Genomic DNA, 22,292 nt, shown 5'->3' with positions numbered 1-22,292 from the left:
CGGTGTCTCCGACTCTATCAGATCCTTTTCCGATCCGATTTCCTCGGCGCCTTCCCGGTTCCCGCTTCCGCGTTTCCCTTTCCGGCGGCTCCGACTTTATCAGATCCTTCCGGGCCTGATCCCCAGTCAGCGGGGTTCGTCCTCGCGGCCGTTGGGCCGTTCCGACGTCTCCAACCTTAGCGCGTCCCCTCGGCGATTCCAAAATCGGAGCCGGCCTCGAAGACCGAGTCCCGACGGAATAATGAATTCGGGCATGCCGAAATCGACCCCGTCAGGAGATCTTGCTGGTGGTTGTTGCCGCTCGTGCGGCGGAAGGCGCTGTCGCAGAACCGTTACGGCTCCGCGGCAACCCGAAGAACTTTACGGATCCCGCAGGGGACTGTCAAGCGATCCCTGTCAAGATCTTTTGCGGTCCGCGCGGGCCCGCCCCGACGGCCTCAGTCGAGGTCGCTGAGCCGGCCCCCGGCGTCCGGCTGGGCGTGTTCCACCCGGCGCAGGAGGCGGGTGAGGACCTCGCCGAGGGCCGTCCGCTCCTCGGGGGACAGGTCCTGGAGGAGGTCCTCCTCGAAGACCGAGGCGAGGCGCATGGCGGCCAGCCACTTCTCGCGGCCCTCGGCGGTGAGCTCGACGATGACGCGTACGCGGTTGGACTCGTCGCGTTCCCGGGTCACCAGTCCCTCGGCGACCATGCGGTCGATCCGGTGGGTCATCGCGGCCGGGGTGAGACCCAGGCGCTTGGCGAGGTCGCCGGGGCCCATGCGGTAGGGGGCGCCGGAGAGGACGAGGGCCTTGAGCACCTCCCACTCGGCGTTGCTGATGCCGAGGGCGGCGGTCTGGCGGCCGTAGGCGACGTTCATACGGCGGTTCAGGCGGGACAGCGCCGACACGATCTTCTCGACCTGGGGATCCAGGTCCTGGAACTCGCGCTGGTAGGCGGCGATCTGTTCTTCGAGGGTCGGCTCGCTGAGGCCGGGGGTGTCGCCCATGCGGCGAAGTATCGCACGGGGCGGCTTTGCCTTGAAGTCCTTCACCATGTACTCTTTAGCTTCGAATTTTAGTTTCGAAGTCTTCACTCCTAACTTCGATCCAGGCCGACGCGGAGAACAGAGAGAGGTGAACGTGACCAGGGCGATGGGCGCAGCGATGCGCCGGATCCACGTGGGCAACGCGCTCAGCGCGTTCGGGCTCGGCTTCACCGTCCCCTACCTGTACGTCTATGTGGCGCAGGTGCGGGGGCTGGGTGCCGTGACGGCGGGTCTCGTACTCGCCGTCTTCGCCGTGGCCGCGCTGGTGGTGCTGCCGTTCGCCGGGCGGGCCATCGTCCGGCGGGGGCCGCTGCCGGTGTTGCTCGCCGCTCTGGTCACGGCCGCGCTGGGGGCGCTGAGCCTGGGGGTCGCGAGCGGGACGGCGGCCGTACTGCTGTCGGCGTCGGCGCTCGGGGCCGGGCAGGCCGTGATGCAGCCGGCGCTCGCCACGATGATCGTCGACTGCTCGTCGGCGGAGACGCGGTCGCGGGCGTTCGCCATGCAGTTCTTCCTGCAGAACCTCGGGCTCGGTGTCGGCGGGCTCATCGGGGGGCATCTGGTCGACACGTCGGACGCCGCGTCGTTCACGCTGCTGTTCGCGATCGAGGCGGCGATGTTCCTGCTGCTGGTCGTGGTGATGGCGACGGTGCGGATGCCGCGCGCGCCGCGGCTGGAGCAGACGCCGGGGCGGTCGGACCGGGGCAGCTGGAAGCAGCTGCTGGGCAACCGGGCCATGGTGCAGCTGTGCGTGCTGGGGTTCGTGCTGTTCTTCGCCTGCTACGGGCAGTTCGAGTCCGGACTGAGCGCGTACGGGGTCGAGGCCGCCGGGATCTCGACGTCCGCGCTGGGGACGGCGCTGGCGGCGAACACGATGATGATCGTGGTCGCGCAGTTCGCGGTGCTGAGGTTCGTGGAGCGGCGGCGGCGGTCGCGGGTGATCGCGGCCGTGGGGCTGGTGTGGGCCGTGGCGTGGGCCGTGGCCGGGTACGCCGGGCTGGGGCACGGGAGCCAGGCCATGGCGACGGCCGCGTTCGTGTCGACGTACGCGCTGTTCGGGCTCGGGGAGGCGATGCTGTCGCCCACGGTCGCGCCGCTGGTGGCCGATCTGGCGCCGGAGGGCATGGCCGGGCAGTACAACTCGGCCTTCGCCCTGGTGAAGCAGTTGGCGCTGGCCGTCGGGCCGGCGGTGGGCGGGCCGCTGGGGGCCTCGCTGCACGCGCCGTACATCGTGGCGTTCCTGTTGTTCTCGCTGGGGGTCACGGTGCTGGCGCTGCGGCTCGGGCGGCAGCTCACGGAGGTGCAGGACCGGCCGTGGCTGGCGCGCAGCCGGGTGGTGGCGCAGGGGGGCGCCTCGTCGACGGGGCAGGCGCGGGCGCACGCCTGACGCGCACGCCCGGGGGTTCGCCCTGCCGGCGGGTCATCTCGCCGCCGGCAGGGCGAACTCGCACCACACCGCCTTGCCGCCGCCCGGGGTGCGTCTGCAGCCCCAGTTCGAGGCGATGGTGGCGACGATGGCGATGCCCCGGCCCGACTCGTCCGCCGGCTCCGCGCGGCGGCGGCGCGGGAGGTGGTCGTCGCCGTCCGTCACCTCGACGATCAGGCGGCGGTCGGTGCGGCGCAGACGCAGCCGCATGGGGGGCGTGCCGTGCTGGAGGGAGTTGGCGACCAGCTCGCTGACGGCGAGGACGCCCAGGTCGTGCAGTTCGGCGGGGAAACGCCAGCTGGTCAGGACGCCCGAGGCGAAGGCACGCGCGCGGGGGGCCGCCTCCATCCCGCCGAGCAGCTCCAGGGCGGCGTTGCGGAAGAGATCGCTCTCCGGGCCGGTGCGGGCCGGGTGCTGGAGGACCAGGACCGCCACGTCGTCGTCGTGGCCCGCCGTCACGCCCGCCGAGCGGACCAGGCGGTCGCAGACGACCTGGGGGGTGCCGGTGGCGCCGGCCAGGGCGCGTTCCAGGGCCGCGATGCCCTCGTCCAGGTCCTCGCCCCGGCGCTCCACCAGGCCGTCCGTGTAGAGGACGGCGGTGGAGCCGGGGCTCAGGGGCACCGAACCCGAGGTGTGCATCCAGCCGCCGGTGCCCAGCGGCGGGCCGGTCGGCCCGTCGGCGCGCAGGACCTCGCCGTTCCCGTCGCGGACCAGGACGGGCAGGTGGCCGGCGGAGGCGTACACCAGCTGGCCCTCGTTCGGGTCGTGGACGGCGTACACGCAGGTGGCGATCTGGTGGGGGTCGATCTCGGCGGCCAGGCCGTCGAGGAGCTGGAGCACCTCGTGCGGGGGCAGGTCGAGGCGGGCGTAGGCCCGGACCGCCGTGCGGAGCTGGCCCATGACGGCCGCGGCGCGCACGCCCCGGCCCATGACGTCGCCGATGACCAGGGCGGTGCGGCCGCCGCCGAGGGTGATCACGTCGTACCAGTCGCCGCCGACCGCGGTCTCGGTGCCGCCGGGCCGGTAGGTGGCGGCGATCCGCAGGTCGTCGGGTTGTTCGAGCTCCTGGGGGAGGAGGGAGCGCTGGAGGGTGACGGCGGTCTCGCGCTGGCTGCGTTCGCTGGCGCGCAGGCGTGCGGCGGCCTCGGCGTGGTCGGTGACGTCCGTCGCGAAGACGAGGACGCCGGGGCCGCTGTCCCCGCCCTGGGTGACCGGGGTGCAGGTGAAGGTGTAGGAGCGGCCGTCGGGGGTTTTGCGGGACTTGACCGTGCGGGGCCTGCCGCTGCGCAGGACCTGGTCCAGGAGCGGGAACAGGCCGAGTTGGCCGAGTTCCGGGAGGGCTTCGCGGGCGCGTTCGCCGAGCGGGCGTGCGCCGAAGGCCGTCGTGTAGGCGTCGTTGACGTAGGCGATGCGGTGGTCGGGGCCGTGGACGAGGGCGACGAGGGCCGGGACGCGGTCCAGGACGTCTCTGGCCGGCAGCTCGTCGACGGCGGACACCGGGGGCGGTTCGTCGGCCGGTCGCTCGGCGCGGGCCGCGGGCACGGATCCTTCTCCCCGCCGGTCCGGCGCCACCGTCGTGTCGGTCCGTGCCGCGGCGCGGCGCTGTGTTCCGGGGAGTCGGTGGCTCCAGCGCGTGAAGTTCACGGATCCTTGCCTCGTGTAGTCGTCGGCGGCCGGTGCGGGACCGGCCGGAGCCGCGCGGGGGCGAGCGGTGGCCCGCCCCTGGTGGTGGACCAGTCTGGCAGTGCGCCGACCGGGTCGGCATCCGTCAGACGCCGGGCCGGCCGGTGGAGTTCCTGGGTCCGGTCAGGACGACCCCTTCGGGTCCCCGGGAGGCTCCGGAGAAGGCTTTCCCCCGGCCGCGAGTTCGAACTCCGCCCGGGGGTGTTCGAGTGACCCCAGGGAGACGATCTCCCGTTTGAAGAGCCCGGAGAGGGTCCATTCGGCGAGTACGCGTGCCTTGCGGTTGACGGTGGGGATCCGGCTGAGGTGGTAGGCGCGGTGCATGAACCAGGCGGGGTAGCCCTTGAGCCGGTGTCCGTAGACCTGGGCGACGCCCTTGTGGAGGCCGAGGGAGGCGACGGAGCCGGCGTACCGGTGCGCGTACGTCCGGAGCGGTTCGCCGCGCAGGGCGTGCACGATGTTGTCGCCGAGGGCCCGGGCCTGGCGCAGGGCGTGCTGGGCGTTGGGGGCGCACTCCGTACCGGGTTCCGCGGCGGTGACGTCGGGGACGGCGGCGGCGTCGCCCGCGGCCCACGCGTGCGGGACGCCGTCGATCGTCAGCTGGGGGGTGCACTTCAGCCGTCCGCGCGCGGTGCGGGGCAGGTCGGTGGCGGCGACGAGCGGATGGGGCCGGACGCCGGCCGTCCACACGACCGTACGGGTGGGGAAGCGGGCGCCGTCGCTGAGGTGCGCCACCCGGCCGGCGCAGGACTCCAGGCGGGTCCCGAGGCGTACGTCGATGTTGCGGCGGCGCAGTTCGGTGACCGTGTAGCGGCCCAGTTCCTCGCCGACCTCGGGCAGGATGCGGTCCGTGGCCTCGACGAGGATCCACTTCATGTCGTCGGGCCGGACGTTGTGGTAGTAGCGCGTGGCGTAGCGGGCCATGTCCTCCAGCTCGCCGAGGGCCTCCACGCCGGCGTAGCCGCCGCCGACGAAGACGAAGGTGAGGGCCGCGTCGCGCAGGGCGGGGTCGCGGGTGGAGGAGGCGATGTCCATCTGCTCGATGACGTGGTTGCGCAGGCCGATGGCCTCCTCGACGGTCCTGAAGCCGATGCCGTGGTCGGCGAGACCGGGGACGGGCAGGGTGCGCGAGACGGATCCGGGGGCGAGGACGAGTTCGTCGTACGGCAGCCGCCGCGCGCCCGTGCCCTCCTCCTCGGTGGCGAGGGTGGTGACGGTGACGGTGCGCCGCGCGTGGTCGACGGTCTCGGCCTCACCGATGATCACGTGGCACCGGTCGAGGACCCGGCGCAGCGGCACGACGACGTGGCGGGGGGAGAGGGAGCCGGCGGCGGCCTCGGGGAGGAACGGCTGGTACGTCATGTACGGGTCGGGCGTGACGACCGTGATCTCGGCCTCGCCCCGGTTCAGTTCCCGTTTCAGCTTCCGTTGCAGACGCAGTGCCGTGTACATCCCGACGTAGCCGCCGCCGACAACGAGAATGCGCGCACGTTCCTTCACCATCCCATGACGCACCCGGCGCTTGCGTTTGTCCACAGGCCCGGCGATTCGTATGACCGGAGACCGGGGGTGCGCGGGGTTGGCCGAATTACCGAACTGGGGAGCATGAGCGCAGGTCAGCACGTGTGCTCTGGGAAGCGGTGGCGGGCACATTCGGGACGTATGCGACCCGTACTCCGATCGAGGGGCGCTCCGTACGGAACCTGCCCCTTCTGAATTGACTCGGCCTCAACTATGTTCGTGTTCCTACGGGGTGTAGGGGGATGCGCTCTTCGGGTCCGCGACGGGCGGGGCCGGCAGCCGGGTCCGTTCCGCTCGCCCCGATCTCGATGGCGGGGAGAGTCTCCGGGGGGAGACGTCATTACCGGGGGAATGCATATGCATGTTCAGGGCTCTCATTGGTCGTCCGCGTCCGCCGTCGCAGCGGGCGGCGCGACGATGAGCGCGGCGGCGGGCGGCGGGCGCGGGGACGGAGCGCGGACGACGCCGCTGAGGGTGGACGCACAGCGCAATCTGGAGCACGTGCTGCGTGCGGCGCGCGAGGTCTTCGGCGAGCTCGGGTACGGGGCGCCGATGGAGGACGTCGCGCGGCGCGCGCGGGTCGGCGTCGGCACGGTGTACCGGCGCTTCCCGAGCAAGGACGTCCTGGTGCGGCGGATAGCCGAGGAGGAGACCTCCCGGCTGACCGACCAGGCACGGGCCGCGCTCGGCCAGGAGGACGAGCCGTGGTCGGCGCTCTCGCGCTTCCTGCGCACGTCGGTGGCCTCCGGCGCCGGGCGGCTGCTGCCGCCGCAGGTGCTGCGTGTGGGGGTGGCCGAGGAAGCCGCCGGGTCCGGGGAGGGGCGGGTGCCGCACCAGCGGACGCAGTCCGGCCCCGGTGAACTGCGGCTGGTGTCCGAGGAGACCTCGCCCGGCGCGGCGGAGGACGGCACCGGAGCGGCGGCGCTCCTGGAGGTCGTGGGCCAGCTCGTGGAGCGGGCGCGCGCGGCCGGCGAGCTGCGGCCGGACGTGTCGGTGTCGGACGTGCTGCTGGTGATCGCCACGGCGGCGCCCTCGCTGCCGGACGCGGCCCAGCAGGCGGCCGCGTCGGCGCGGCTGCTGGACATCCTGCTGGAGGGGCTGCGGTCGCGGCCGGTGTGAGGAGGCGGGCTGCGGGGCTCGGGCCGGTCCGTACGCCGGGCCGGTCCGTACGCCGGGCCGGATCGCGTCCCGGGCCGGATCGCCGTGGGGCGTGGGCACTGTGCCGTCCGTGGGCCGGGGGCGCTGTTCCACTGTCCGCGGGCCCGGGTCGACCGTCCGCGGGCCGCACCGCCCGGTTCGTCCGGGACCTCCCGGGCGGTGCGGCCCGCGCCCCTGGTGTGTTCCGGTGTGAACCGCTCGGCGTCGGGGGCCGCCCGGGCGGCGGTCTCCGTGGTCCGGCGCCGGCGCGCCCCGGCGCGGGACGCGGGCGGTCACCGCGGTCCGGGTCCGGGCCGCGGTCGGCCGCGGCGCCCCACCGTCCCGCGCGCCGGAGCTCCCGTCACCTGCGGGCCGCCCCCAACGCCCCGCGCTGAGGCGCGATCCCCGCCGGCACCGCCCGCTGCCGCGCCGGCGTCCCCGTCCAGCACGTGCCGCGCCGCGCCAGCAGCCGCCGCAGCCACAGTTCCAGGGAGACCAGGTCCGCCAGCCCGTCCACCGGCAGCGGCTCCCCCGCCGCCGCGTCCCGCAGCGCCTTGCGCACCACCCGCGCCTCGACCAGTCCCGCCTCCGCCAGCAGCGGCGTGTCGAACAGCATCAGCAGCGTGTCGGCCGCCACCCGCAGCCCCGCACGCGACGCGGCGGCCGCCGCCCCCTGCGTCGGCGCCCCCCATCCGGGCGGCAGGTCGCTGACCCCCGCCCCCTCCAGCACCGCCCGCAGGATCGCCGCCCGCGCCCCCGGCCGCACCCGCAGCGCCTCGGGCAGCGCCCGGCAGGCGCGTACCACCTGGTTGTCGAGGAACGGCGCGTGCAGGCGCTGGAAGCGGATCTCGGCGGCCTGCTCCAGCACCCGTACGTCCGCCGCGTACCGGGCCAGTGCCGCACGCGCGCGGAAGTCCCCCGGCCGCTGCCCGGGCCCGACCCCGGACCGGTGCGTCGACGCCTGCAGGCGAACCGATACTTCAGCCAGCGCCTCCCCCGTCAGCCACCGCGCCGCCGGTCCGGGCCCGCCCCAGGTCAGCGCGGCGAGCGAGGCCTCCACCGCCCCGCCGGGCTCGTCGAAGCGCCGGTGCAGCAGCCGCTCGGCCAGCGACTCCAGCCCCGTCCGGTAGGGCGTACGCGCGAGCCGCCGGGCCGCGGCGTACACCCGCGCGGAGACCATGACGGAGCCGTCCGCCTTGGCGAGGGCGGCGACGGGCCGTACCAGGTGGCGCCGTTTGCGGTCCATCAGCAGGTCGGCGAGCCGGGCGGGATGCGCGTCCAGGACCTGCCGCGCGCCGTACCCGGTGAAGTGGTCCGCGCTGCCGGCGGCCAGCCGCGCCCGGTGCCGCGCCGCCGTCACCAGGCTCGGCCCCGGTTCGTCCGTCAGCGGTCCGTCCAGGTCGGCGTACGGCAGGGTCTCCTCCCCGCCGGCGACCACCACGTGGTGCAGCCGGGGGTCGGCCGCGAGGACCCCGGCCCGCTCCAGTTCGGCCTCCCGCCCGTTCGCGGTCAGGTCGTTGAAGGTCACGGCCAGTAGCCGTTCCCCCGCGCCCGTGCCGTGGCCCAGCACGGTGCCCGGCATCCCCGGCAGCCCCGCCGCCAGCAGGGCCAGCGTCCCGGAGGCCGGCCCGCCGGACAGGTCGGCGCCGATCCCCGGAACCGGCGTCCCGCGCGCGGCGCGCCGCTCGGCGGGCCCCATGCCGGGCACGGGTCCGGGGTCGATGCCGGCGCCGGGGACGTGCCGGGGCGCCGCCAGGCGGGTGCGTACGGCCTCGACGAGCGCGTCCCGCACGGCGTCGACCGCGCGGTCCGGATCGGCGGGCGGCGCCGCCACCGCGAGGGAGGCGACCGGCTCGTACCCCGCGACCTCCCGCGCCCCGGCGCGCAGGATCAGCGCGTGCCCCGGCGGAATCCTCCGCACGCCGTCGTACGGGGTGGAGTCGTGCAGCGCGGCCGGCACGTCGGGCGCGGCCAGCAGCGCGGCGAGGTGTCCGAAGTCGAGGTTGGCCTCGACGAGGTCGGCGAGCGGGAGGGCGGCCGTCGCATAGGCCGTACCGCCCGCCCAGGGGGTGTAGAACACCGGCCGGGCGCCGGCGAGATCGCCGCAGACGGTGAGCCGGCGCCCCACCTGGACGACGGCGGTGTAGCTGCCGGGCCACGCCGTCAGGTGCCGGAGCGCCCCTCCGCGCGCGGTGAACAGTCCGAGCCGCAGCTCCTCGTCGGAGGCGCCGCACGTGCCGAGGACCGCGATCCGGGACCGGTCGTCGGCGTGGACGACGCGCACCTCGTCGGGGCGCCAGTCGCCGACCGCCCACAGGGGATCGGGGCCGCCCCACAGGAGCTGGGAGCCGACGGGGTGCACGGCCTCGCCGTCGTGGCCGGTGGCTCCCGCCGGTCCGGGTCCGACGGCACCCGCGGCGGCGCTGCTCCATCCCACCAACCACCGCATCGACGCCTCCACGGGCTGTGGACCACCAGTGCACCGCACGAACTGGCTCCCCATGCTGCCATGAAGGACGGACCCCGGAGGGGCGACGCAGCCGCGTGTGCTCCCGTGGGTGCGCCCCCGCGGACACCTCGCCGGCCGCCCGGACGCCCGGGCGGCGCGGGGACACCGCGACGCGAATGCGCCCCTCAATGCGCCCCGAAGACACCCGGCGCGCCCTCAAGTGCCGTGGTGAGAACAGTGATTGACCAGAAAAAGCGGGATCGATTTTCAGCCGAATTGGCGATGGGGACGCACGCTTGAACACGCTCCGTACACGCTCTGCGCACCGCCCGGGAGCGCGCGGTCCGGGAGGCGGAGCACGCCTCCCGGACCGTTCCGCCGCCCGCGGGGATGGAGGCGGCGGTGTCCCCCAGCCCACTGGATCCAGTGCAGCGGGCCGACCCACGCACGAGCCATGGAACCGCTCCCGAGGTGGCCGGAGAAGAGCGCACGGACGGGCGCACGGCCACACACCGGGAGCACGTCGCAACTGACCGTACATGCCGCGCACTTGAGCACGGACCACATTCCCGCCAACCGGAACAATGCCCCTTAACGCTTGGGATGCGGCGAACTACGCTGGGTTTACGAATGCCGCGTGGTTATGCCAGCGCGGCAGCCGTCTGTGTCGAGGGGTGGCGCATGTCCAGGGAGCAACGCGGGCCGAACGAAAAACTCGGCGCCGTTCTCGCCCTCGCGGGAATCTCCAACGCAGGACTCGCACGACGCGTCAACGACCTTGGCGCGCAGCGCGGGTTGACGCTTCGCTACGACAAGACGTCGGTGGCGCGCTGGGTGTCGAAGGGGATGGTGCCGCAGGGTGCGGCGCCGCACCTGATCGCCGCCGCCATCGGCCAGAAGCTCGGCCGCCCGGTGCCGCTGCACGAGATCGGCCTGGCGGACGCGGATCCCGCGCCCGAAGTGGGTCTCGCCTTCCCCAGGGACGTCGGACAGGCCGTGAAGTCCGCGACGGAGCTCTACCGCCTCGACCTCGCCGGGCGCCGGGCCGGCTCCGGCGGCATCTGGCAGTCGCTGGCCGGCTCCTTCGCGGTGAGCGCATACGCGACGCCCGCCTCGCGCTGGCTGATAACCCCGGCCGACAGCTCGGTGGCGCGCGAGGCGAACCCGGCGGAAGGTTCCGGCGCACCGATCAAAGTCGGCCACAGCGATGTGCAGAAGCTGCGGGAGGCCGCCGAGGACGCCAGGCGCTGGGACTCCAAGTACGGAGGCGGCGACTGGCGTTCGTCCATGGTCCCGGAGTGCCTGCGGGTGGAGGCGGCTCCCCTGCTGCTCGGTTCGTACTCCGACGAGGTCGGCCGCGCCCTGTTCGGCGCCGCGGCCGAACTGACCCGCCTGGCGGGCTGGATGGCCTTCGACACCGGCCAGCAGGAGGCGGCCCAGCGCTACTACATCCAGGCCCTGCGCCTGGCCCGGGCCGCCGCGGACGTCCCCCTGGGGGGCTATGTGCTGGCCTCCATGTCCCTGCAGGCCACCTACCGCGGCTTCGGCGACGAGGGCGTGGACCTCGCCCAGGCCGCCCTGGAACGCAACCGGGGCCTGGCCACGGCCCGCACCATGAGCTTCTTCCGCCTGGTCGAGGCCAGGGCGCACGCGCGCGCGGGGGACGCGCAGGCGGCCGGCGCGGCCCTGAGGGCGGCCGAGAGCTGGCTGGAGCGCGCCCGCCCCGGCGACAACGACCCGAGCTGGCTCGGCTTCTACTCGTACGACCGTTTCGCCGCGGACGCCGCCGAGTGCTACCGCGACCTGAAGGCGCCGCGCCAGGTCCGCCGCTTCACCGAGCAGGCCCTGTCCCGGCCGACGGAGGAGTTCGTCCGCTCGCACGGCCTGCGCCTGGTCGTCTCCGCGGTCGCCGAGCTGGAGTCGGGCAACCTGGACGCGGCCTGCGAGCAGGGCGTGCGGGCGGTGGAGGTGGCCGGGCGGATCTCCTCGGCCCGCACCACGGAGTACGTGAAGGACCTCCTGCACCGCCTGGAGCCGTACGGCGACGAGCCGCGCGTGGTCGAGCTCCGCGAGCGGGCGCGCCCGCTGCTCATGGCGCCGGCCTGAGGGCGCCGCCCACCGGCCGCCCTCCGGGTTTGAGCGCGTTGTCGGTGGCGCAGTGCACTATCGAAGCCGGGAGGTGGAGCAGGTGCGGCCCATGAGCGCATACGACTGTGACGTGCTGGTGGTCGGCGGCGGGATCGTCGGCCTGTCGACGGCGTACGCGCTCACCCGTGCCGCGCCGGGCACCCGCGTGACGGTGCTGGAGAAGGAGCCGGGCCCGGCCCGCCACCAGACGGGCCGCAACAGCGGCGTGGTCCACAGCGGCATCTACTACCGCCCCGGCTCCCTCAAGGCCCGCTACGCCGTCCGCGGCGCCGACGAGATGATCAAGTTCTGCGCCGAGTACGGCATCGCGCACGCCGTCACCGGCAAGCTGATCGTCGCCACCGCCCGCGCGGAGCTCCCCCGGCTGCACGCGCTGGTGCAGCGCGGCCGGCACAACGGCATCCCGGTGCGCGAGCTGGGCGCCGCCCAGATCGCGGAGTACGAGCCGGAGGTGCGCGGCCTCGCCGCGATACACGTCGGCACGACCGGGATCTGCGACTACACGGCCGTCGCGCACCGGCTGGCCGAGGCGTCCGGGGCGGAGATCCGCTACGGCGCGGAAGCGGTCCGCGTCGACCGCCGCCCGGCCCTGGGCGTCGCGGTCCGCACCGCCTCCGGGGACGTCGTGCGCGGCCGGGTCCTGGTGAACTGCGCCGGGCTGCACTGCGACGGGATCGCCCGGATGACCGGCGACGAACCGAACATGCGGATCGTGCCGTTCCGCGGGGAGTACTACGAGCTGGCCCGGCCGGAGCTGGTGCGGGGACTGGTGTATCCGGTGCCGGATCCGGCGTTCCCGTTCCTCGGGGTGCATCTGACCCGCGGCGTCGACGGCGGTGTGCACGTCGGCCCCAACGCCGTGCCGGCCCTGGCCCGCGAGGGCTACCACCGGGGCGTCCTGCGCCCGCGCGAGCTGGCGGCGACCCTGGCCTGGCCCGGTTCCTGGCGCATGGCCCGGCGGCACTGGCGGTACGGGGCGGGTGAGCTGCGCCGCTCGATGTCGAAGGAGGCGTTCACGGCGGCGGTACGCAGACTGCTGCCGGCCGTGACGCCGGCGGACCTGCTGCCCGCGGCGGCCGGGGTGCGGGCGCAGGCCGTCCTGCGCGACGGCACGCTGGTGGACGACTTCCTCATCCAGGAGGGCGCCCGAGCGGTACACGTCCTGAACGCCCCGTCCCCCGCGGCCACCGCGTCCCTCCCCATCGGCCGCGAGGTGGCGTCCCGGGCACTGGCCGCCCTCGCCCGGGCCTGACCCGCCGGATTACCGGGAACGACGGGCGGGCCGCCGGATCGGCGGGCGAACCCCGCACCCCCGCGGTCGCACCCGTCCCCCGTAAAATCGACCCCATTGTGTCTGATTCCCGCAACGCCCCCGAAGCCCCCCGGCCCACCGCTCCGGCCCCCGCCCCCGGCGCCTCCGCGCGCCGTACCCGGGCCAAGGGCGAGCCGCGTTTCCCGGACGGGCCCAGGCCCGACCCCGCCGGGTCCCACTTCGAGCGGCGGATCCGCAGTTTCCAGCCGCGGCGGAGCCGGGTGACCGCCGGGCAGGCGGACGCGTTGCAGCGGCTGTGGCCCAAGTGGGGCCTGGACATCGACGGGCAGCGCGTCATCGACCTGGCCGAGCTGTTCGGGAACGACAACCCGGTCGTGCTGGAGATCGGTTTCGGCATGGGCGAGGCGACCGTCCGGATGGCCGCCGCCGACCCGGACACCAACATCCTCGCCGTGGACGTCCACACCCCCGGCCAGGGCAACCTGCTGAACCTCGCCGACCACCGCGGCCTGTCCAACGTCCGCGTCGGCAACGGCGACGCCATCATCCTGCTGCGCGAGATGCTCGCCCCCGACTCCCTCGACGGCGTGCGCGTCTACTTCCCCGACCCCTGGCCCAAGAAGCGGCACCACAAGCGCCGCCTGATCCAGCCGGAGTTCCTCACGCTCGCCGCGTCCCGGATGCGGCCCGGCGCGGTCCTGCACTGCGCGACCGACTGGGAACCGTACGCCGAGCACATGCTCGACGTCCTCACCGCGCACCCGGACTTCGAGAACACCCAGCCCGGCGGCGGTTTCGCGCCACGTCCCGCCTTCCGGCCGCTGACCCGTTTCGAGAGCCAGGGCCTGGACAAGGGGCACGTCGTGAACGACCTGCTCTTCCGCCGCGTACCGCACCGCGTGCACCCGTGAGCACGCCGCAGCCCCGCAGGCACCGCGCACGCCCGTAAGCACCCCGTACGCCCGTAAGCACCCCGTACGCCCGTAGGCACCGCGCACGACCGCGAGCGCCCCGCGCCGCCGCGAACGCCCCCGCGGCGGCAGGCGTCCCGTGCCGCGTCCGAGCGTCGGGCGCCGTCGTGGGCGGCGGCCTCCCTCGTTAGGGTCATTGCCGTGGCCACCTGTCCCCCGTATCCGATGCCCCCCGCCCTTCCCCCCGACGGCACGCGACGGCACGCGCACTGGTGGCAGCACGGCTGGGTGCGTCACGGCGCGCTGATCGCCCTGCTCACGCTCTCCGGTCTCGTCATCCTGGCCCTCGTCCGCGAGCAGACCGGCACGGAGGGCTTCCTGGTCGGGCTCGGACTCGCGGTCCTGCCCGTGCCGCTGCTCGTGGCCGCCTTCCGCTGGCTGGACCGGGTGGCGCCGGGCCCCTGGCAGAACCTGCTGTTCTCCTTCGCCTGGGGCGCCTGCGCGGCGGCGCTGATGGCGATCGTCGCCAACAGCGCCGCGACCAGATGGATAGCGACCGCGACAGCGGATCCGGCCGGCGCCGACACGCTCGGCGCGACCGTCGTAGCGCCGGTCGTCGAGGAGTCCGCGAAGGCCGCCGCGGTCCTGCTGGTGTTCCTGTTCCGCAGACGGGACTTCACCGGGATCCTCGACGGGGTGGTGATAGCCGGGGTCACCGCCACCGGCTTCGCGTTCACCGAGAACATCCTCTACCTCGGCACCGCCTTCGGCACCGACCAGCTGACCGGGGACAGCGGCGTCGCCTCCGTGACGGCGGCGACGTTCTTCGTGCGCGTCGTCATGTCGCCGTTCGCGCACCCCTTGTTCACCGTCCTCACCGGCATCGGCTTCGGCGTCTGCGCGCTCCCGGCGGGGCGCCGGCGGGTACGGCGGGTCCTCCCGCCGCTCTGCGGGCTGCTGCTCGCGATGGGCATGCACGCGATGTGGAACGGCTCGTCGACGCTGGGCGAGTACGGCTTCTTCGCGGTGTACGCGGTGTTCATGGTGCCGGCGTTCGGCCTGCTGACCTGGCTGGTGGTCTGGACCCGCCAGCGCGAGCTGAGGACCGTGCGGGAGGAGCTGCCCGTGTACGCGGCGGCCGGGTGGCTGACGCCGGCCGAGCCGTTCGCGCTCGGCTCGATGCGGGCGCGGCGCCTCGCCCGGCGGTACGCCCGCCGCCACGCCGGGAGGGCGGCGGCGCGGGCGGTGGCGCAGTACGAGGCGTACGCGACGTCCCTGGCCTTCCTGCGGCACCGGGGGCGCCGTGGGCGCGCGGGCGCGGACTTCGTCGTACGGGAGCGGGAGCTGCTGGCCGAGCTGTGGCGGCGGCGAGACCTGGCGCGCCCCGCGCTGGACCACGCGGCGCGGGCGACGGCGCCTCCGGTGCGGGTGGCCGCGCCGTGGCCGATGTACGGGTACGGGTACGGCCACCCGGCGTACCCGTACGCCGGGCCCCGTCCGTACAACCCCTACCGCTCGTAGCGGCCGATCAGGCGGACGCCGCCGTCAGCCTCGCCAGTTCCTCCTGGGTGAGCCGCAGTTCGCCCACCCCCAGCAGCGCCGGGAGCTGCTCCACCGTGCGGGCCGAGGCGATCGGGGCCGCCACCGTCGGCTGGGCCGCCAGCCAGGCCAGGGCGACCGTGGCCACCGCCACCCCGTGGGCCTCGGCGATCTCGTCCAGGGCCGCGAGGACCTTCCGGCCCCGCTCGGTCCGGAGGTGCTCCGCCGCGGCGCCCGCCCGCGGGCTGTCGACGTCGGCGCCGGGCCGGTACTTGCCGGTGAGGAAGCCGGACGCGAGGGCGTAGTAGGGGACGGCGGCCAGGCCGCTGCGCTCGGCGAGGTCCCGCAGCTCGCCCTCGTAGGTGTCGCGCGAGACCAGGTTGTAGTGCGGCTGGAGCGCCACGTACCGGGCGAGGCCCTCCCGGTCGGAGAACTCCAGCGAGGCCCGCAGCCGGTCGGCGGAGATGTTGGAGGCGGCGATGTACCGCACCTTGCCCGCCTTCACCAGCTCGTCGAGCGCGCCGATGATCTCCTCCACCGGCACCTCGGGCTTGTCGAAGTGGGTGTAGTAGAGGTCGATGTAGTCGGTGCCCAGGCGGCGCAGCGAGGCGTCGGCGGCGGCCTTGATGTTCGCGGCCGTCAGGCCCGGGTACTCCGGGTGCTGGCTGACCTTGGTGGCGATCACGACGTCCGACCGGTTGCCGCGCGCCTTGATCCACTTGCCGATGATGGTCTCGGACTCGCCGCCCCGGTTGCCCTCGACCCACGCCGAGTAGGAGTCGGCGGTGTCGACGAAGTTGCCGCCCGCGGCCGTGTAGGCGTCGAGGACGGCGAAGGAGGCGGCCTCGTCGGCGGTCCAGCCGAAGACGTTGCCGCCGAGGGAGAGCGGGAAGATTTCGAGGTCGGACGAGCCGAGGGTGCGCAGAACAGTCATGTTCTACGTCAACCCTCCCGGCGGGCGATCGCATTCCGCATCGCCCGCCCCGGCACGTCCGAGACCTCGCCCGACCGCGCGCCCCGCGGCCCGGGGCTTACGGGTTCAGCCCCTTGCTCCGCAGCCAGGCCAGCGGGTCGATCCCGGAGCCGCCGCTCCCGGAGTGCACCTCCAGGTGGAGGTGGGCGCCGGTGACGTTGCCGGTGGCGCCCACCCGGCCGATGACGTCGCCGGTGGTGACCTTCTGGCCGACGCTGACGCTGATGGAGGACTGGTGGGCGTACCAGATCTCGGTGCCGTCGTCGAGGGTGAGCACCGTCTTGTAGCCGTAGGAGCCGTCCCAGCCGGCCGCGGTGATCGTGCCGCTGTGCACCGCCTTGATCAGCGTGCCCGTCGGCGCGGCGAAGTCGAGGCCGGTGTGGTAGCCGGAGGACCAGTAGGGGCCGGCCTGCCCGAAGGTGGAGGTGAGGGTGTACGAGGAGGTGGGCAGCGCGTACTGCTCGGCCAGCGCGGCCAGCCGCTCCGCCTCGGCCTTCTTCCTCGCCTCCTCCTCCGCCTTCTTCTTCGCGGCGGCGGCCTTGGCCTCGGCCTCCTTCTCCGCCTCGGCGGCGGCTTCCGCGGCGGCCTTCTCGGCGGCGGCCTCGGCCTCGGCGGCGGCCTTGCTCGCGATCTGGTCCTGCTGCTGCTCGGCCTGCGCCATGATCCGGGCCCGCAGCGCCTCGCCGGCGTCGGAGGCGCCCTGCGGGGTGTCGGCGGAGTCGGCGCCGAGGGTGCTGAGGGGGGTGGTGGAGGCCTCGGGGACCTCTTCCTGCTCGTCGTCGTCGGAGATCAGCGAGCCGACGGAGGGCAGGTCCGGCATGGAGATGGACACCGGGGGCTTGCCGGTGTTGGCGCTGGCCATGCCGCCTGCGCCGACGGCCGCGATGACGCCGACGCCGAGGACGGTGGAGCTGCGGGCGAGGCCGCCGCGCTGCTTGGCGACGCGGTGCCGGCCGCGTACCGGGCGGACGGACTCCTCGGTGGGGTTCCACTCCTCCCACGGGCCCTCGTCGGTGCGGGGGCCGCCGTAGCCGAAGACCTCGGTGTCACGCTGGCCCGGCACGGGCGGGACGTGTGTAGCAGACCGGTTGGACGCCACGTGGGCGTGCTCCTTTCCTTCCGTCTCCGCCTACCGGGTTAGCTGACGGGTTCGGAGCGGGAAGGTCTCCTACGCGCGTATACCGACCGTGTCTCCACGGCGGCATCCGCTCGATTCACCCCAAGGTGGTGGTTCCCCGGTTCCCTCGCGGGATTCGGCGCGTGCGCACGGAGCCGCCTTCTGTGACGGCTGGGACGACCGCGCTGCGTTATCGAACGTTAATAGACGGGGGGTCCGGATTCCAAGCTGTTCCCCTTGATCGTTCAGGATTTCGTCAGGGAATTATCGCCCACGACCGGCGAAAACCGGGCGAGTTGACCGCGTACCGGTAAACCTCCGAAGGGGCCATCAGATCTGACGTTGTGTCAGTTGTTATGCGGAGGGCTGCCGCCCGGTCACGGGACGTGACAGCGGTCGAGGCTGCCGCGGGACCGGCGGGCGTCCTGTCGTCCCTCCCGCCGCCCCGGGGTGCCGCGCCGCCCGGTTTCGCGTACGCCCGCCCTCCGGCCGGCTCCGTCCGTCCGGCCTTCCCGGCCGGGGCGGGGCGCTCCCGGGGAGAGCCGCGAAGCCGGCCGGGTGCGCGCGGGCCGGGCGGGCCGGGCGGGTGAACGCACCGAAGGCCGGGATCCTCGAGGATCCCGGCCTTCGGCCTTCAGTAGCGGGGACAGGATTTGAACCTGCGACCTCTGGGTTATGAGCCCAGCGAGCTACCGAGCTGCTCCACCCCGCGTCGTTGTGTCTCCAGTGTACGCCATGCGCAGGACAGGAAGCACACGCGTTCCCGGCCCCGCGTCCCACCAGCGGTTTTGGCCGCCTGCCGGGGCGGCGCGGCGGGCCGGGCGGCCGCGTCCGCCGGTCCCCCGGGGCGGGCCGCGGCCCGGCGGTCCTCAGCCCAGCAGGTGGCGGTTCGGGGCCTTGGCCCGGTCCTCGTACTCCGAAAGGACGAGGACCTGCGCGCCGTGCGCCGTCAGCACCCCGGTGCCGTCGGCGTCCGGGACGAACGTGTCCGGCTCCCGCCAGGCCGTGACCACCCGCCGTACCCCCGCGTCGAGGATCAGCCGGGCGCAGGGCGCGGGCCGGGACGCGCGGCGGGCGCAGGGCTCCAGGCTGGAGTACACCGTGGCGGTGGCGAGCCGCGGGTCCGTCGGGTCGAGCTTCGCCAGCGCGGCCTCCTCGGCGTGCGCCACCGCGTCCCCGCCCTCCCGCGAGTGGCCGCGGGCGAGTTCCGTGCCGTCGGCGGCCACGACGACCGCGCCGACGCTGAACGCCGTCCGCGACGGCGGGCACCGGCCGGCCAGTTCGCAGGCGAGCGCCAGCCAGTGCCGGTCGGCGGCGGACACCGTCGCGCCGGTGCCGGGCGCGGTGGGTTCGTAGCGCATGAGGACGACGTCCTCGATCCGCCGTGTCTCCACCAGCCGCAGGCGTCCGCGCTGGTAGGCGCCGGGCCCGAACAGCCGGGGCGCGTCCGGGTCGCCCACCAGCAGCGGGGCCAGCACCAGCTGGAGTTCGTCGGCGAGGCCCTGGGTGAGCAGCTGGGTGTGGACCTGCCCGCCGCCCTCGGCCATGAGCCGCCGCACCCCGCGTTCGTCGTGCAGGTGGCTCAGCAGCCGCCGCCAGTCGAGCGCGGGGCCGAGCGGGACGACGTCGGCCGCGATGCCCAGCGCCCGGGCCCGTTCGGCGCCCTGATCGGTCGTGTAGAGGATCTTCTCGCCGCCGGTGTGCCAGAACCGCGCGGCCGGGTCGAGGTCGCCGGAGCCGCTGACGGCGACCTTGAGCGGGTGGGCGGGCCTGCCCGCGGCGACCCGGGCGGCGCGCCGCTCGGGCGAGTTGACCAGCAGGCGGGGGTTGTCGGCGCGGATCGTGCCGGCGCCGACCAGGATCGCGTCGACGGACGCCCGTACCTCGTCGACCCGGTCCAGGTCGGCCGGGCCGGACAGCAGCAGCCGCTCGGGGCCGGCGTCGTCGAGGTGGCCGTCGAGGGAGACGGCGGCGGACAGCAGGACGTACGGGTGGGGCATCGAGGCGCCCTCTCTCCTCTGTTCGAACTCCGAGCGGACTCGCACCGGCGGTACGACGGCCCGCCCCCGGAAAGCGGCGCGCGCACCCCGCCGCCCGGCGTCCGGGGGACGCGCCGGGCCGGCGGCTCCGGCGGCGGCCGGCACACCGCGCCGGTACCGCTCCATCCTCCCCGCCCGGTCCGGGGCGCCGGAACGCCGGCCGCGGACGACCGGTCCCGCCGAACGGCTGAGGGCCACCGCGGCCGGCCGGCGTACGGGGTGGCGCGCCGGGCAGGACGGGCCGGTGCGGCGCGAGGGCCGCCCGCCGGACCGGTGGGGCGGAGCGCCCGACGCAGCGGGCCGCGGGCGGCTGCCGGGGGGAGCGGCGCGGCGGGCCGGCGCCCTGGCGGGCCGGCCGTCACCGCAGCGCCGGAACAAGCCGAGCCCCCACGTCAGCGGTGTGCGGCGTGGGGGCTCTCCGGTAGGCCCTGTGGGACTCGAACCCACAACCAATGGATTAAAAGTCCACTGCTCTGCCAATTGAGCTAAGGGCCCAGGCGATGTCGCCACCCCGAGCATAGCCGGATGCGGCCGTCTCTCCGATCGGGTATCGGAGACACGTCCGCGCCGGGCGGACGGAACAGGCCCGGACCGCCCGCCCCGAGGGCACGCGACGGGCCGCGGCGACGCCGGGCGGCCCGCCCCGCCTACGGGCCCGCCTCCCCGGCGGCCGCCGTCCGCCCCGCCTCCCGCGCCCGCGTCCGCTCGTGCTCCGGGTCGAGGAACCAGTGCCGCGCCGACGCCGCCCACCACGTGGCGGCGAAGCCGAGGACGACCAGGACGGCGACCGGCGCGTAGTTGAAGGTCTCCCGGGTGACCGGCGAGACCTGGGGCAGCATGAACAGGACCGTGATGACCCCGACCCAGGTGACCGCCACCACGCCGATCACCTGTGACCAGCGGCCCAGGTGCCACGGCCCCCGCTCGAACGCCGCTCCCCGGCGCAGCCGCAGCAGCGTCGGGACGGCGTAGGCGATGTAGAGGCCGATCACGGCGATGGACGTCACCGCCGCGTACGCCGTGACATTGATCAGGTAGGGCAGGCCCAGCGCCAGCGCCCCGCCCGCCGCCAGCCACACCGCCGCCACCGGCGTGCGGGTGCGGGGGCTGACCGTGTGCCACACCGCGGAGAACGGCAGTGCCCCGTCCCGCGAGAAGGCGTAGATCATGCGGCTGTTGGCCGTCACCGACGCCATGCCGCAGAACAGCTGCGCCCCGATCACCACGAGCAGCAGCAGCTTGCCGGCGGTCGCGCCCAGCGCGTCCAGCAGGATCTGCGCGGGCGGCGCGCCCGTCGGGGACGACAGCGCGCCCTCGTAGGACTGGATGGCGAAGGTGAAGCCCAGCAGGAGCGCGAACCCGGCGATCCACGACGTCCAGATGGAGCGGACGATGCCCCGCGGGCCCGCCGTGGAGGCGTCGCGCGTCTCCTCCGTCATGTGGGCGGAGGCGTCGTAGCCCGTGAAGGTGTACTGGGCCATCAGGAGTCCCAGCAGCACCACGTACGCCTCGCTGCCCCACCCGGTGTGGTTGACGAACGCGCCGAAGACGAAGGACGCCGGCTGGTGCCGGTCCGGTACGAGGGCCAGCGCGCCGACGATCACCGTCACGCCCAGGACGTGCCACCACACGCTCACGCTGTTCAGCAGGCCGACGACGCGCACGCCGAAGGTGTTCAGCAGGCCGTGCAGCACCAGGATCGCGGCGAACAGCAGCATCGTCCGGCCCGGCGTCACCTCGAAGCCGAACTGGAGGTTCAGATAGGCGCCCAGGAAGGACGCCGCGCCGAAGTCGATGCCCGCGGTCACCGCCACCTGGCCGAGCACGTTGAACCAGCCCGTGAACCAGGCCCAGGCGGCCGCCGTACGGGCGGGCGCCAGCCGGTGCGCCCAGAAGTACAGGCCCGCCGACGTGGGATACGCCGAGCAGATCTCGGCCATCGCCAGGCCGACGAAGAGCGTCATCAGGCCGACCGCGACCCAGCCCCAGACGATCACGGCCGGGCCGCCCGTGTTCATCCCGAAGAGATACAGCGTCAGGCAGCCGGACAGCACCGAGATGATCGTGAAGGAGACCGCGTAGTTGGAGAACGCCGACATGCGGCGGGCCAGCACCTGCGGGTAGCCGAGCTGGGCCAGCCGTTCCTCGTCCGACGGCCCGCTCGCCCTGGCGTCATCTGTCATGCCCCCAGCGATTCCCTCACCGAGGGCGTGACATGCGTCACAAGGCGACTGGGAGCAAAGCGGGCGCGGCCGGACAACGCCCCCGCGGCCCCGTCAGTCCCGCGCGGCCTCGCCTGCCCCTCGCGGCCCCCGCCCGGGCGCCGCAGACGCCCTCGCCGGGGCCGGCCCGGCGGTGGAGGCCGCCCGCGGCGCCCCGTGTCCCGCACGGCCGGGCCGTCCCGCCGTCGCCGGTGAGGTCGCCGGCGCCGGCCACCGCGTCGCAGGACACGCCCCGGCCGGGGAAGACCTCATGGAAAAGCGCCGTGGCCCACCGGGATCGGTGGAGCCACGGCGCCTGCCGTGGGCCGGAACGCCGGCCGCCGTCCGTCGGGACGCCGGCCGCGTCAGCCGGTGTCCGTCAAGGACGCCGGCCGTTGTCCGCCGGGGTGTCAGCCGTTGCGCTTCCAGCGCGGCTTGTCCTCGCGCCGGCCGAAGGAGCCGGTGCCGCGGTGGTCGTCACGACGGCCGTACGGGCGGTCGTGACCGGCGGAGCGGTAGCCGGGGCGGTCGCCCTGGCGGTCGCGGTTGAACGGGCGGTCGCTGCCCCGGTGGCCGCCGCGCTCGTCGCGCCGGAAGCCACCGCGGTCGCCCCGGTCACCGCGCTCGTCCCGGCGGAAGCCGCCCCGGTCGTCGCGGCGCTCGAAGGAACGCCCGCCGCGGTCCCGGTCGAAGGACCGGCCGCCCCGGTCGTCGCGGCGCTCGTCCCGGCGGAAGCCGCCCCGCTCGCCGTCCCGGCGCTCGAAGGAACGGCCACCGCGGTCCCGGTCACGGTTGAACCCGCCCCGGTCGTCGCGGCGCTCGTCCCGGCGGAAGCCGCCCCGCTCGCCGTCCC

14 protein-coding genes, 2 tRNA genes, 1 pseudogene and 1 riboswitch are annotated in these 22,292 nt (G+C 74.5%); of the genes and pseudogenes, 6 read left to right on the top strand and 11 right to left on the bottom strand.

Annotated elements, in window-relative coordinates:
- Positions 1-437: 437 nt before the first annotated feature.
- Positions 438-986, bottom strand: coding sequence for a MarR family winged helix-turn-helix transcriptional regulator (locus tag ABD363_RS26150; protein ID WP_344607777.1), 549 nt, complete (start codon positions 984-986; stop codon positions 438-440).
- A 145-nt stretch (positions 987-1,131) separates the two neighbouring features.
- Between ABD363_RS26150 and ABD363_RS26145 the strand changes: the two genes are divergently transcribed.
- Positions 1,132-2,409: an MFS transporter gene (locus tag ABD363_RS26145; RefSeq protein WP_344607781.1), complete on the top strand. Its 1,278-nt coding sequence runs from the start codon at positions 1,132-1,134 to the stop codon at positions 2,407-2,409.
- A gap of 33 nt (positions 2,410-2,442) precedes the next feature.
- Here the strand turns inward: ABD363_RS26145 and ABD363_RS26140 are convergent, their stop codons facing one another.
- The gene (locus ABD363_RS26140; protein WP_344607775.1) at positions 2,443-4,092 is read right to left on the bottom strand and encodes an ATP-binding SpoIIE family protein phosphatase; all 1,650 of its coding nucleotides are present in this window, start codon (positions 4,090-4,092) and stop codon (positions 2,443-2,445) included.
- Positions 4,093-4,254: 162 nt separating this feature from the next.
- Positions 4,255-5,634, bottom strand: a complete 1,380-nt coding sequence (locus ABD363_RS26135) for an NAD(P)/FAD-dependent oxidoreductase (RefSeq protein WP_344607773.1) — start codon at positions 5,632-5,634, stop codon at positions 4,255-4,257.
- A 375-nt stretch (positions 5,635-6,009) separates the two neighbouring features.
- On the opposite strand from ABD363_RS26135, the gene ABD363_RS26130 reads away from it, so the two are divergent.
- Positions 6,010-6,771: a TetR/AcrR family transcriptional regulator gene (locus tag ABD363_RS26130; RefSeq protein ID WP_344607771.1), complete on the top strand. Its 762-nt coding sequence runs from the start codon at positions 6,010-6,012 to the stop codon at positions 6,769-6,771.
- Between the two features lie 379 nt (positions 6,772-7,150).
- On the opposite strand, the gene ABD363_RS26125 is transcribed toward ABD363_RS26130, so the two are convergent.
- A complete protein-coding gene (locus ABD363_RS26125; protein ID WP_344607770.1) occupies positions 7,151-9,238 on the bottom strand; it encodes an asparagine synthase-related protein in 2,088 nt (695 codons plus the stop codon).
- Between the two features lie 681 nt (positions 9,239-9,919).
- Between ABD363_RS26125 and ABD363_RS26120 the strand changes: the two genes are divergently transcribed.
- The 4 genes from ABD363_RS26120 to ABD363_RS26105 all read left to right on the top strand — a co-directional run bounded on the left by ABD363_RS26120 (position 9,920) and on the right by ABD363_RS26105 (position 15,091).
- A complete protein-coding gene (locus ABD363_RS26120; protein ID WP_344607768.1) occupies positions 9,920-11,344 on the top strand; it encodes an NsdA family TPR-like regulatory protein in 1,425 nt (474 codons plus the stop codon).
- 91 nt (positions 11,345-11,435) lie between these two features.
- Positions 11,436-12,638 carry an L-2-hydroxyglutarate oxidase gene (lhgO, locus tag ABD363_RS26115; protein WP_344607766.1) on the top strand — a complete coding sequence of 401 codons (1,203 nt, stop codon included), beginning with the start codon at positions 11,436-11,438 and terminating at the stop codon, positions 12,636-12,638.
- A 98-nt stretch (positions 12,639-12,736) separates the two neighbouring features.
- Complete coding sequence (gene trmB / locus ABD363_RS26110) at positions 12,737-13,570, top strand: tRNA (guanosine(46)-N7)-methyltransferase TrmB (RefSeq protein WP_344607764.1); 834 nt, start codon at positions 12,737-12,739, stop codon at positions 13,568-13,570.
- A 201-nt stretch (positions 13,571-13,771) separates the two neighbouring features.
- Positions 13,772-15,091: a PrsW family intramembrane metalloprotease gene (locus ABD363_RS26105; RefSeq protein ID WP_425578027.1), complete on the top strand. Its 1,320-nt coding sequence runs from the start codon at positions 13,772-13,774 to the stop codon at positions 15,089-15,091.
- 7 nt (positions 15,092-15,098) lie between these two features.
- On the opposite strand, the gene ABD363_RS26100 is transcribed toward ABD363_RS26105, so the two are convergent.
- From ABD363_RS26100 to ABD363_RS26070, 7 genes and pseudogenes are all read right to left on the bottom strand, one after another.
- The gene (locus tag ABD363_RS26100; protein WP_344607762.1) at positions 15,099-16,043 is read right to left on the bottom strand and encodes an aldo/keto reductase; all 945 of its coding nucleotides are present in this window, start codon (positions 16,041-16,043) and stop codon (positions 15,099-15,101) included.
- Between the two features lie 97 nt (positions 16,044-16,140).
- The gene (locus ABD363_RS26095; protein ID WP_344607761.1) at positions 16,141-17,181 is read right to left on the bottom strand and encodes a M23 family metallopeptidase; all 1,041 of its coding nucleotides are present in this window, start codon (positions 17,179-17,181) and stop codon (positions 16,141-16,143) included.
- 12 nt (positions 17,182-17,193) lie between these two features.
- Positions 17,194-17,351, bottom strand: a riboswitch (cyclic di-AMP (ydaO/yuaA leader).
- 486 nt (positions 17,352-17,837) lie between these two features.
- Positions 17,838-17,911, bottom strand: a tRNA-Met gene (locus ABD363_RS26090).
- 157 nt (positions 17,912-18,068) lie between these two features.
- A complete protein-coding gene (locus ABD363_RS26085; protein ID WP_344607759.1) occupies positions 18,069-19,199 on the bottom strand; it encodes a dihydrofolate reductase family protein in 1,131 nt (376 codons plus the stop codon).
- A gap of 461 nt (positions 19,200-19,660) precedes the next feature.
- A tRNA-Lys gene (locus ABD363_RS26080) sits at positions 19,661-19,733 on the bottom strand.
- Between the two features lie 152 nt (positions 19,734-19,885).
- Positions 19,886-21,421, bottom strand: coding sequence for an amino acid permease (locus ABD363_RS26075; protein WP_344607757.1), 1,536 nt, complete (start codon positions 21,419-21,421; stop codon positions 19,886-19,888).
- Between the two features lie 428 nt (positions 21,422-21,849).
- Positions 21,850-22,292: pseudogene (locus ABD363_RS26070) on the bottom strand (DEAD/DEAH box helicase); the annotation flags it as partial.

It is taken from the genome of Streptomyces glaucus (genome assembly GCF_039533365.1).
GTDB classification, from domain to species: Bacteria; Actinomycetota; Actinomycetes; order Streptomycetales; family Streptomycetaceae; genus Streptomyces; species Streptomyces glaucus.
The sequence above is the reverse complement of the archived record's forward strand: the minus strand, read 5'-3'. Positions and strand labels throughout refer to the sequence as shown.

What these genes read in the sequence shown, in the direction of transcription:
- ABD363_RS26120 (WP_344607768.1), top strand. Translation starts at nt 9,920, where the DNA reads ATGTCCAGGGAGCAACGCGGGCCGAACGAAAAACTCGGCGCCGTTCTC.
- lhgO (WP_344607766.1), top strand. Translation starts at nt 11,436, where the DNA reads ATGAGCGCATACGACTGTGACGTGCTGGTGGTCGGCGGCGGGATCGTC.
- ABD363_RS26130 (WP_344607771.1), top strand. Translation starts at nt 6,010, where the DNA reads ATGCATGTTCAGGGCTCTCATTGGTCGTCCGCGTCCGCCGTCGCAGCG.
- ABD363_RS26125 (WP_344607770.1), bottom strand. Translation starts at nt 9,238, where the DNA reads ATGCGGTGGTTGGTGGGATGGAGCAGCGCCGCCGCGGGTGCCGTCGGA.
- ABD363_RS26075 (WP_344607757.1), bottom strand. Translation starts at nt 21,421, where the DNA reads ATGACAGATGACGCCAGGGCGAGCGGGCCGTCGGACGAGGAACGGCTG.
- ABD363_RS26100 (WP_344607762.1), bottom strand. Translation starts at nt 16,043, where the DNA reads ATGACTGTTCTGCGCACCCTCGGCTCGTCCGACCTCGAAATCTTCCCG.
- ABD363_RS26135 (WP_344607773.1), bottom strand. Translation starts at nt 5,634, where the DNA reads ATGGTGAAGGAACGTGCGCGCATTCTCGTTGTCGGCGGCGGCTACGTC.
- ABD363_RS26150 (WP_344607777.1), bottom strand. Translation starts at nt 986, where the DNA reads ATGGGCGACACCCCCGGCCTCAGCGAGCCGACCCTCGAAGAACAGATC.
- ABD363_RS26145 (WP_344607781.1), top strand. Translation starts at nt 1,132, where the DNA reads ATGGGCGCAGCGATGCGCCGGATCCACGTGGGCAACGCGCTCAGCGCG.
- ABD363_RS26085 (WP_344607759.1), bottom strand. Translation starts at nt 19,199, where the DNA reads ATGCCCCACCCGTACGTCCTGCTGTCCGCCGCCGTCTCCCTCGACGGC.